We start from the raw sequence: 11,176 nt of genomic DNA, 5'->3' as shown, positions 1-11,176 counted from the left end.
TAGAAAAAATGGAGGGGTTAATTTGGGAAAGAAAAAGTTCTTATCGTGGGCATTCCTGGTGCTCTTATTAGTATCGACAGCTCTTTATGGCTGTAGTTCTGATGATGCATCAGAAAACGGCGAAAGTGGCAGTGAAGGGGAATCTGCTGAAGAGAAAACATTGATCTTTGGACGTGGAGGCGACTCGGTTTCTCTAGATCCGATTACAGTAACAGACGGTGAATCTTTTAAAGTTACAAAAAACATTTTCGATACTCTTGTGAACTTTGGTGAACAGGATACAGAGATTGAACCCGCATTAGCTTCTGAGTGGGTGGCTTCTGAAGATGGCTTGACCTATACTTTCACATTGGAAGAAGGCATTAAGTTCCATGACGATACTGATTTCAACGCAGAAGCAGTAGTAAAGAACTTTGAACGTTGGGCAGCCGGTGATGGGGAGCAATTTCCTTACTACGGTTCGATGTTCGGTGGATATGGCGATGACGAAGGACATGTCATCGAATCTGTTGAAGCGACAGGTGATTACGAAGTGGTCTTCACGCTAAAACGCCCGCAGGCACCATTCCTTAAAAACTTGGCAATGAGCCCATTCGCGATTGCATCACCAACTGCCTTTGAAGCAGCAGGCGATACGTTCGGCGATAACCCAGTTGGAACAGGTCCATTCGAATTTGTTGAATGGAAACGCAATGACACCATCACTATCGCAAAATTTGACGATTATTGGGTAGATGGCGAGCCGAAATTGGATCAAGTGGTATTCCGCGCGATTCCTGATAACTCTGCTCGTTTGAACGCTTTACTTTCCGGAGAAATTGATTTGGCAGACGGAATTACTCCTTCTGATGGCGCGACAATCGAAGGAGATGAAAATCTTCAATTGTTTGAACGCCCATCTATGAACGTTGGCTATCTTGGCATGACCGTAACACGTGAGCCTTTTGATGATCCATTAGTACGTCAGGCGTTTAACCATGCAATCGATAAGCAGGCGCTTGTAGATGCATTTTACGAGGGACGTGCAGAAGTAGCGAAAAACCCGATTCCGCCGGTAATCAGCGGATATAACGACAGCATCGAAGGCTATGAATATGATCCTGAACGCGCGAAAGAATTATTGGCAGAAGCAGGTCTTCCTGACGGCTTTGAAATGGAACTTTATGCAATGCCAGTTCCACGTCCGTATATGCCTGATGGCCAAAAAGTGGCAGAAGCCATTCAAAAGAACTTGGCTGATGTCGGCGTAACTGCTGAAATCGTGTCATTTGAGTGGGCGACTTATCTTGAAAAAGCTGCAAACGGAGAAGCTGATGCATTCTTACTGGGATGGACTGGCGATAACGGCGATGCTGATAACTTCCTTTATGCGCTGCTTGACCAAGACAACGTCGGCACAAACAACTACACGTATTATGAAAGCCAGGAACTGCATGATGTCTTAATTCAAGCGCAATCCGAAGTAGATGAAGATCTGAGAAATGAATTGTATATGCAAGCTCAGGAAATCATCCACGAAGATGCTCCTTGGGTACCGCTTGCGCATTCTACACCGCTATTAGCCGGTGGGAATAACGTAATCAATTTCAAAGCACATCCAACAGGTTCTGACAAATTGGCTTCAGTAGATTTAGAGTAGGCAATTCCCAGGGAGGAAGTCGGATGATTTCCTCCCTTTTTTTCTTCCTGTTATACATATTGCAAGAGATGGAGAGGTGAAGAAGATGCTTCACTATATCGGCAGGCGGCTTTTACAGTTAATCCCGGTTTTACTCGGTATGACATTTATCGTATTTATGATCATCCGTGCAATTCCTGGTGATCCTGCACAAGTCATCCTTGGCCAGCAAGCATCCGAAGAAGCGATAAAAGCATTGCGAACAAATTTGGGGTTGGATAATCCCTGGTATATCCAGTATTTTGATTATTTAAAAGGGCTGGTGACAGGCGATCTGGGAGAGTCACTTCGTACACGTACTCCAGTAGTAGATGAAGTATGGCCATATTTGGCTGCAACAATCGAACTTTCTTTATTCGCAATTATTATTGCAGTCGTTATCGGAATCAATGCAGGCATCATTTCAGCCTGGTTCCAGAATTCATGGTTCGATTATACGGCAATGATTGTTGCATTGATTGGTGTATCGATGCCAATCTTCTGGTTGGGATTAATGAACCAATGGATTTTCTCGATCGAACTGGGAATTCTTCCGACAACAGGCCGCGAAAATGTTCGCGATCCCGTAGATGTCATCACGAATTTCTATGTGATTGATACCTTGATCGCAGGAGATTTTGATCAATTGGCTACTGTTTTGAAACACCTTGTGTTGCCGGGGACAGCTTTAGCAACGATACCGATGGCGATTATTGCCAGAATGACGCGTTCAAGCATGCTGGAAGTAATGCGTTCAGATTATGTCCGTACAGCCCGTTCAAAAGGCTTATCGATGTTCTGGGTTGTTTACAAGCATGCGCTTAAGAACGCCATTATCCCTGTGTTGACAATTATCGGGCTTCAGATGGGACTGCTGCTTGGCGGTGCTATTTTGACAGAAACCATTTTCGGATGGCCGGGAATCGGCCGTTATATCTACGAAGCGATAGGTTTCCGTGATTACCCGGTCATTCAGTCTGGAATTCTGATAGTCGCGTTTATCTTTGTTATGATCAACCTGTTTGTCGATCTGCTGTATGGCTTGGTTGATCCACGCATCAAATATGATTAGGAAGGAGGAGACGTACATTGGCTGAAACAGCAATCAAACAAGACAAAGCGGAAATGCAGAAAGTCGCTGGCCCCTGGAAAGAGGCGTGGCGCGGTTTCCGCAAAAGCAAAGTAGCGGTTGTCGGAATGGGAATCGTCATATTTTTTATCCTGTTGGCGATTTTCGGTCCGCTCTTTACGCCGCAAGGCATCAATGAACAAAACCTGTCTCAACGGCTTATGCCTCCTTCTTCCACAAATTGGATGGGGACAGATGATTTTGGCCGGGATATCTTATCCCGCGTAGTATATGGCGCTAGAATTTCGTTATGGGTCGGATTTTTAGCCGTGATCGGATCGGTTGTAGTGGGAAGTATTTTAGGGATTTTAGCAGGTTATTACGGGCGCTGGGTAGATACGATCATCTCCCGCATCTTCGATATCATGCTGGCATTTCCAAGTATTTTATTGGCGATTGCGGTGGTATCGGTTCTTGGACCTTCGCTTCGCAACGCATTAATTGCCATTGCAATCATTAACGTGCCGAACTTCGGCCGTTTGATCCGTTCAAAAGTATTGAGCATTAAAGAAGACGAATACATCATGTCGGCAAAAGCAATCGGCATGAAAGACAATCGGATCCTGGTATCGCACATCCTGCCGAATTCCATGGCACCAGTGATTGTCCAAGGGACACTTGCCATTGCGACCGCTATTATCGAAGCGGCTGCACTCGGATTCCTTGGACTAGGCGCACAGGCTCCCTCACCGGAATGGGGCAAGATGCTGGCAGATTCGCGTTCGTATTTGACCAATGCACCTTGGACCATGATTTTTCCAGGGGTTGCCATCATGTTGACAGTCCTTGGTTTTAACTTGATGGGTGACGGCTTGCGAGACGCTTTAGATCCGCGAATGAAATCATAAAAAACGTGTGGGGCAATTGCCCCACACGTTTTTTATATGGAATTCTCTAAATCGCTGTCAACTTCTTCTGAATGGTAATTCAAGTAAGCAATAATAAGCAAGTCAAGATGTTCCAGCTGCTCTTCGTAATCCAATATCGCCGATAACACATGCATTAAATGATATACCGAGAACTCATCATCATTTTCCTCATGCGCTAAATTGATTTCTTTTACAAAAATTGTCATTACCTCATTGCGTTTCATAATGGCATCTGCCCCCGAACCTTCACTGTGGTCCGGCCGCAGTTTGCCGACGTATTTCATATAAAGCTGCTCATGGTAGCTGGCTAAACTTTCCAGTCGTTCTTGGACCATCATATGAAAGTGGTCAGGAAGCTCCATCAATTCATTTTCAAATCGATTCAGGCGCCTCAGAACCTCGAGACTTTTCTTTGATGTTGCAATCATTTGGCGGTAAAGTACCAGTTTTCGTGCTTTTGCATATTGTTGTTTCTTGGTGTAGCTGCGCTCTTCCTTATAAAACAAATACCATTGGTCGACTTTCAACAGTTTTTCCGTCAGTTTATCAATGTCTTCTTTAACCGATGCATGATCGGATGCGTGGCGAATGGAGACACGAATCCAGCGAATCACTTCTTCGCTAACTTCATGAATTGACGTGAAAAGCCGAGTTTCGTATTTCGGCGGGAGAAAGATCATATTGACGACAAAAGCCGATAAAATACCAAGCATGACGGTGCCAATTCTCAACGAAGCGAAGGTCAAAAAGTTCTCGGAATGGGAATCCATGATGATGATAATGGTTACCAAAGTCAAAGGTACGGTGTTTTCCAGCTTGAGCTTCAGCATCAGCACTATAGCCAATATCGCAGCGGCGCCAATTGTTAAATAATTGTTGCCCAACGTCAATACAAAAATAATGGCAATGGCTGCACCGATCAAATTGCCGTAAATCTGATCAAGCAATGTCAAGTAAGAACGGTAAATCGAGGGTTGAATAGCGAAAATGGCGGCGACTCCTGCAAATACAGGGGAAGGCAATCCCAATAAGTTGGCCAGAAACAAGGCCAAAGAAATGGCCACGCCAGTTTTTAATATACGTGCACCTAATCTCATTGACTCTAGGACTCCTTCCGCTAAATGTGATTTTTATTAATTATAACTGTTTAAACGCTTCGCGGACTGCTTGAATTGAAACTTCTACATCTTCTTCGGTATGTTCAGTGGTCAAAAACCACGCTTCATACTTTGAAGGTGCTAAATTGATTCCCTGTTCCAGCATCAGTTTGAAGAAGCGGCCAAAGATTTCTCCATCAGTAGCTTCAGCTTGTTCATAGTTTTCAACTTTTACGTCAGTAAAGTAGATGGTCAGCGCGCCTTTCAGGCGATTTACGGTAATGGTCACACCAAATTCCTCGGCAGCGGCCAAAATGCCTTTTTCAAGAAGTGCACCGAGTTTGTCCATTTTATCGTAGACCCCGTCTTCACGTAGTACTTCCAAACAGGCAATGCCGGCTTGGATAGAGGCGGGATTTCCAGCCATCGTCCCCGCTTGGTAAGCAGGTCCTAAAGGAGCTACCGTTTCCATAATCTCTTTTTTTCCGCCATAAGCCCCGATTGGCAATCCGCCGCCAATGATTTTTCCGAGTGCTGTCAGGTCGGGCACTAAGCCGAGCATGTCCTGAGCACCGCCGTAATGGAAGCGGAAAGCTGTGATGACTTCATCATAGACAATCAAAGCACCTTTTTCATGAGCGATGCGATGAACTTCTTCAAGGTAGCCGGGTTTTGGTTCAACGATTCCGAAGTTGCCGACAATCGGTTCGACCAACAGGCAAGCGATTTCTTCACCCCATTGATCCATTGCTTCCGAAAATGCCTGCGGATCGTTGAATGGGATCGTAATCACTTCTTCTGCGATTGACTTTGGGACACCTGCTGAATCTGGTGTTCCGAGAGTCGCAGGACCGGAACCGGCAGCGACAAGGACCAAATCGGAATGGCCGTGGTAGCAGCCGGCAAACTTCATGATTTTTGTCCGTCCGGTATAGGCGCGAGCCACCCGGATCGTCGTCATGACCGCTTCCGTTCCGCTATTGACGAAACGCACACGGTCCATGTTGGGCATGGCGTCTTTCAACATCTTGGCGAAAGTGATTTCATGGCGTGTCGGAGTGCCATACAGCAGTCCTGTTTCCGCTGCCTGCGTAATTGCCTGTGTAATATGAGGATGCGCATGCCCGGTAATGATGGGCCCATAAGCTGCCAGATAGTCTATGTATTTATTGCCATCGACGTCCCAAAAATAAGCGCCTTTGCCGCGTTCCATCGCGATGGGAGATCCGCCGCCAACCGCTTTGAAAGATCTGGATGGACTGTTGACGCCGCCTACGATATGTTCTAATGCTTCCTTATGGAGCGTCTCTGATGTTGTATGATTCATTGAGTAAAATGCCTCCTATAGATTAATCTATTCCTTATTGTAGACAATGTCGTTCAGAAACGCCAAAGAAATTGAAACTGGAGTCACGGTTCGGTACGATAGAGAGAAGAAAAGGAGTGATGGAGATGACTGCATTGGAAGGTACACACGCACCGGAATTTTCATTAAAGAACGAAGCAGGGGAAACAGTTTCACTGAAAGATTTTTCCGGCAGCAAATACGTGGTTCTTTATTTCTATCCAAAAGATATGACACCTGGCTGTACGACACAGGCTTGTGATTTTCGCGATGCCGAGGCCGATTTTTCTGCACTCAACGCAGTGATTTTAGGCGTCAGCGCCGACTCAGAAGACCAGCACAATAAATTCATTGAAAAGCACGGTTTGCCATTTTCGCTCTTGGTGGATGAAGACCATCAAGTCTCAGAAGACTACGGGGTCTGGGTGGAGAAGAATAAAGACGGAGAAAAATCCATGGGCATTGAACGTGCGACGTACTTGATCGATCCAACAGGGACTGTTGTAAAAGAGTGGCGCAAAGTTAAAGTTCCAAATCACATCCAGGATGTACTGGAGACATTGAAGACCATCAGCAATCAATAAGAAAGGGGACAGGCATGGAAATTCTGTTTACATTCATTCCAAAAGAAGAGCAGCAGCAGAGGCTGGAAACCGAGTTTCCGCAAGTCGATTTCCATTTCCTCTATAAAGACAAGACACGATTGCCGTCTGCCGATATTATTGTCACCTACGGAGAAGACCTGACGGCGGAGGATATTGCAGCAGCTGAAAAAGTGCAATGGATCATGGTGGCCAGTGCCGGCATTGAAAAGCTGCCTCATCAAGCCATCGAAGAGCGAGGCATTACCGTATCCAATGTCAAAGGCATTCACAAAATACCAATGGCTGAATCTGTCTTGGCTCATTTATTGTCCTTAAAACGTTCACTGCCGACCATTTATGAAAATCAGCGCAGCCAGGAATGGAACAGAAAAATCCGTTCTTCAGAGCTGCATGGCTCCACAGCGCTCATTCTGGGGCCGGGGGCAATTGGTTCAGAAATAGGGCGATTGCTGCAAGCGTTCGGTGTCCGAACCATCGGCTGCAACCGTTCCGGAAAGCAAGCTTTGCACATGGACGAAATGGTTTCGTTTGAACACATTTTGGAAAAGCTTCCGGAAGCGGACTATGTTCTGTCAATTTTGCCGAGCACCGACGAAACAAAACAATTATTAACAACAGCACATTTCAAAGCAATGAAAAACACGGCCATCTTCATGAACTTTGGAAGAGGAGACCTGGTCTCGGATGCTGTTCTTCTGGAAGCGCTTGAAAGTGAAGAGATTGCTTGTGCTGTTCTGGATGTATTCGAACAGGAGCCGCTGCCAACAGATCACCCTTATTGGACAATGGACAATGTGGTAGTGTCACCCCATGTCTCCAGCCACTCCGGCAAGTATGTGGAACGTGCACTGGACATCTTTATTCCCAACCTTAAAAAATGGCTCGCCGACCAAACGATTCCAGCAAATTTGGTCAATATGGAAAAGGGGTATTAAGCATGAAGATTTATACGAAAACAGGCGATAAAGGCACCACTTCTTTGGTTTACGGCACAAGGGTCGCAAAAAACGATGCAGTAGTTGAAGCATATGGAACGTGTGACGAAGCGAATTCATTGATCGGCCTGGCAATCGGGCACATGAATGCCGAATTTTTTGAAGAAAAGGAAGCGCTTTGCGAAGTTTTTCACGAAATCCAGACGACTTTATTCCACGTAGGGGCCGAATTGGCTACGCCGAAAGGCAAAGAAGTAAAATGGAAGTTGGAAGAACAGGATGTTTTTAAGCTGGAACAATGGATCGATCAGTATGATGCTGAAGTTCCGCCTCTCAGCAACTTCATATTGCCGGGGGGACATCCGTCCGGTGCCGCTCTTCATGTGGCACGGACTGTTGTCAGAAGAGCTGAACGTACAGTTTTGTCGATCGGTCCCGATATTTCTCCGAATGTCTTAGCCTACTTAAATCGTTTATCCGATTTTTTATTCGTCGCAGCGCGTCTGGTCAACCAGCGTCTTGGACGGAAAGAAAAAGGGCTGCACGAAAAGTAAAGAGGATCACGTGTGGCAAACGGCGGCACTATAGTGATTTCTTGACATCCACCACTCTCATTAGGTACACTGTTTATAACAATTACAATGTAAGAATATCTATGAAGTGAGGTGCACGGCGATGTCTGAATTAAAATTAAAAGACGCGCTTGATGCTTTGAAGTCTACAGGTGTAAGAATCACACCCCAACGCCACGCGATTTTGGAGTATATGATTCATTCAACAACGCACCCAACAGCGGATGACATTTATCGCGCGCTTGAAAAAACGTTTCCTAATATGAGTGTTGCAACTGTTTATAATAATTTACGCGTCTTTAGAAAAGCGGGGCTGGTAAAAGAATTGACTTACGGAGATTCTTCAAGCCGTTTCGATTTTGTCACACATGACCATTATCATATTATCTGCAACGATTGCGGAAAAATAGTTGATTTCCATTATCCGGGACTGGACGAAGTAGAACATTTAGCTTCCCATGTCACGGGCTTTCAAGTGGATTACCACCGTCTTGAAATTTACGGGACATGCCAGGGATGCTTAGGCAAAACGGCAAAGGCCCAATAGCTTTTATTAAAAGAAGCTTGCCGCTATTTTGCGGATATGAAAAAACATCCAGCGAATTTGAAATTCGCTGGATGTTTTTATTGTTGTGAGCTTTTCTTGTTGTAGTCTTGGTTAAACTCTTTTCCTTCAAGAGAACGGTCCATCGTTAAAGGCTCATTGCAATGCATGCAAATATCTACACGGCCCAGCATTTTTGTATGTCTTCCGCAATTGGGACATTCAACCGGTACAGTTTTCATAGACAACAAACCGATCCAGCCATAGACAGCTGTACTTCCGATAATCGCAACAACACCCAGCAACATGAAAATCACCATAACAATAGGATGATTTCTGAAATAAATGCCGACGTACATGATGACGATTCCGATGAAAATAAGCGCTAATGCAAACGTCCGAATGCGATTGATTTTATTTTTATAAGGTTTCATGGTTTATTTCCTCCTTGCATCCATCATACTATATCATAAATGCCCTTAAAAAGTGATATCGGTTTTCAAATGAAGGAATCGGCAATAAATATGTCGAAATAAAGAAAAGCAGAAGCCAGTATGTATGGCTTCAATGTCTGAGAAACAGAGAACGGGGAAACCCGCAGACCCGCAGACCTTAGGGAAAGTGAAAACACGCTGCAGTTCATTACCATCCACGCTACACTGTATGGCGGTATGCGATGGAGACAGCAAGGAGTGAAAGTTGATGGAACAAATCCTACGACCTATTTACCAGGAACGCGCCAGCCAGGAAAGTACGCTAGGGGTGATCCTGGTGGAAAAAAGAGAAAAAGTCAGCCAGATCACGGATACCTTTGATTCGGTTCTACTGATTATCACCAAGGAAAACGAAACGCCGGTGTTCACTAAGCATTATACGTATTTAGATAAAAAGGCTGCAATGCATATTGTTACTGAAAAGCAACTACATAAATGGCTGCTGCTCGGAACAAACCGGAAAATTGTTGACTGGCTTTTTTACGGCCGTGTCATTTACGATCGCAATGAATTCATGGAAAAGTTGAAAACAGAGCTGAAAGACTATCCTTTCTACGGCCGTAAAATCAAAATGGGCATGGAGTTTGCCAAGCTGATTCGCCGATATATGGAAGGAAAAGTGTTTTTTGAGGAAAAGAACTATATGGATGCGTATCACCATATGGTAGAGTCGCTGCATCATCTGGCGCGATTAGCGGTACTTGAAAACGGATTGCCGCCAGAAGTGACGGTCTGGTCTCAGGTCAAACAGATGGAGCCCGCCATCTACAAACTATACGAAGAATTGATATCGAGCGACGAGCCGATTGATAAGCGGCTCGAGCTGCTGTTTCTGGCAAGTGAGTTTTATATTCATTCGCGAACGCAGGACGGGGCTCTTCATATAAGGGAAGTCATGGAGAAACAAAGCAGCTGGACAATCCAAGAATTGCATGAACAGGAAGAATTGAAAAATTATTCGTCCAACCTTGAAGTTTTTATTGAATACCTTATAGATAAAGATCTGATTTTTATAAACGGTGTTACCACTAAAAGCGAAGGGATCTTTCATCGCTATTATTACGTGAAGAACTGAATAGAGGGTAATGGTGGATAACAACTTTTTTAAGGAGAGATGCGGATAGTCCTTTCCTTCAAAATGGTAAGTAGATGTTTTATTTTTAACTAGTAAGTTGAACTAATAATCTTTAATTGGCGTTATCGCTTTTCTGCTCCTATGTTCAAAAGTGACCGTGAAAAATATTAGCTTACAATTTTTGTACAACTATCTTAGTGCTGGCCTGTCTACTGGCATATCGAGCGATTCCCAAAGCGGCATTTGAATTATTATTCTTAAGTTCAGTTTATGCAGATGGATAAAAAATTGGAAAAGCGAAGAGAATATTCACCCCTCTGACGCTGATGAGTAGATGGTTAAGGTGTTCAAAGCTTAAGAATAATATGAAGAAGAAAAAAGAAGCTGCTGTTAAAATCCGTTCATCCGGCTTTTAACAGCAGCTTCTTTTTTCGTAGTGGAAATGATTTAAGGGGCAAAGGAATAATGATTTATTAATATGTTTACTAGTGTAATAAAGATTCTTAAACTTTTTTTGCTTTAATCATTGACATTCTTTGATAAAATATATTATGATAATACACGTCGCTAAGAGAAATTAAGTTTTTCGCAATAATAAAAAGGCTTGACTCTTTTCTTAAACGATGATAACTTAGAGAAGTTGCTTTTACAGGACAAACACNTAATACATGCAAGTCGAGCGGAACTTTTGGAGCTTGCTCCAAAAGTTTAGCGGCGGACGGGTGAGTAACACGTGGGCAACCTGCCCTGCAGATCGGGATAACTCCGGGAAACCGGTGCTAATACCGAATAGTTTGTTTCACCTCCTGGTGAAACACGGAAAGACGGTTTCGGCTGTCACTGCAGGATGGGCC

General features: G+C 44.3%; 11 protein-coding genes and 1 rRNA gene. 9 read left to right on the top strand and 3 right to left on the bottom strand.

Annotation, left to right across the window (positions count from 1 at the left end):
• The first annotated feature begins 22 nt into the window (after window positions 1-22).
• The 3 genes from GJB59_RS00615 (at window position 23) to GJB59_RS00605 (ending at window position 3,634) form a co-directional block, all read left to right on the top strand.
• On the top strand, window positions 23-1,639 hold the full coding sequence (locus tag GJB59_RS00615) for an ABC transporter substrate-binding protein (protein ID WP_142829787.1): 1,617 nt from the start codon (window positions 23-25) through the stop codon (window positions 1,637-1,639).
• Window positions 1,640-1,724: 85 nt separating this feature from the next.
• Window positions 1,725-2,729, top strand: coding sequence for an ABC transporter permease (locus GJB59_RS00610; RefSeq protein ID WP_142829938.1), 1,005 nt, complete (start codon window positions 1,725-1,727; stop codon window positions 2,727-2,729).
• Between the two features lie 53 nt (window positions 2,730-2,782).
• Entirely contained in the window at window positions 2,783-3,634 is an 852-nt protein-coding gene (locus GJB59_RS00605; protein ID WP_185960111.1) for an ABC transporter permease, read from the top strand.
• A gap of 32 nt (window positions 3,635-3,666) precedes the next feature.
• On the opposite strand, the gene GJB59_RS00600 is transcribed toward GJB59_RS00605, so the two are convergent.
• Window positions 3,667-4,752 (bottom strand): FUSC family protein, encoded by a 1,086-nt coding sequence (locus GJB59_RS00600; protein WP_142829782.1) that lies wholly within the window; start codon window positions 4,750-4,752, stop codon window positions 3,667-3,669.
• 40 nt (window positions 4,753-4,792) lie between these two features.
• A complete protein-coding gene (locus tag GJB59_RS00595; RefSeq protein ID WP_142829780.1) occupies window positions 4,793-6,079 on the bottom strand; it encodes a glutamate-1-semialdehyde 2,1-aminomutase in 1,287 nt (428 codons plus the stop codon).
• A gap of 125 nt (window positions 6,080-6,204) precedes the next feature.
• Between GJB59_RS00595 and bcp the strand changes: the two genes are divergently transcribed.
• The 4 genes from bcp to perR all read left to right on the top strand — a co-directional run bounded on the left by bcp (window position 6,205) and on the right by perR (window position 8,756).
• Window positions 6,205-6,681, top strand: a complete 477-nt coding sequence (gene bcp / locus GJB59_RS00590) for a thioredoxin-dependent thiol peroxidase (protein ID WP_142829778.1) — start codon at window positions 6,205-6,207, stop codon at window positions 6,679-6,681.
• Between the two features lie 14 nt (window positions 6,682-6,695).
• Window positions 6,696-7,637, top strand: a complete 942-nt coding sequence (locus GJB59_RS00585) for a D-2-hydroxyacid dehydrogenase (RefSeq protein ID WP_142829776.1) — start codon at window positions 6,696-6,698, stop codon at window positions 7,635-7,637.
• 2 nt (window positions 7,638-7,639) lie between these two features.
• Entirely contained in the window at window positions 7,640-8,191 is a 552-nt protein-coding gene (locus tag GJB59_RS00580; RefSeq protein WP_142829774.1) for a cob(I)yrinic acid a,c-diamide adenosyltransferase, read from the top strand.
• Window positions 8,192-8,312: 121 nt separating this feature from the next.
• On the top strand, window positions 8,313-8,756 hold the full coding sequence (gene perR / locus GJB59_RS00575; protein ID WP_142829772.1) for a peroxide-responsive transcriptional repressor PerR: 444 nt from the start codon (window positions 8,313-8,315) through the stop codon (window positions 8,754-8,756).
• Between the two features lie 77 nt (window positions 8,757-8,833).
• Here perR and GJB59_RS00570 read toward each other — a convergent pair whose 3' ends face one another.
• Entirely contained in the window at window positions 8,834-9,187 is a 354-nt protein-coding gene (locus GJB59_RS00570; protein ID WP_142829770.1) for a YgzB family protein, read from the bottom strand.
• 268 nt (window positions 9,188-9,455) lie between these two features.
• Between GJB59_RS00570 and GJB59_RS00565 the strand changes: the two genes are divergently transcribed.
• Both GJB59_RS00565 and GJB59_RS00560 read left to right on the top strand, forming a co-directional pair.
• Window positions 9,456-10,322, top strand: coding sequence for a nucleotidyltransferase-like protein (locus tag GJB59_RS00565; protein ID WP_142829768.1), 867 nt, complete (start codon window positions 9,456-9,458; stop codon window positions 10,320-10,322).
• Window positions 10,323-10,950: 628 nt separating this feature from the next.
• Window positions 10,951-11,176: ribosomal RNA gene (locus tag GJB59_RS00560) — 16S ribosomal RNA — on the top strand; the annotation flags it as partial.

This window comes from Planococcus soli (genome assembly GCF_016881065.1).
Taxonomy (GTDB): Bacteria; Bacillota; Bacilli; order Bacillales_A; family Planococcaceae; genus Planococcus; species Planococcus soli.
This window is presented reverse-complemented; position numbering and strand designations above follow the sequence as displayed.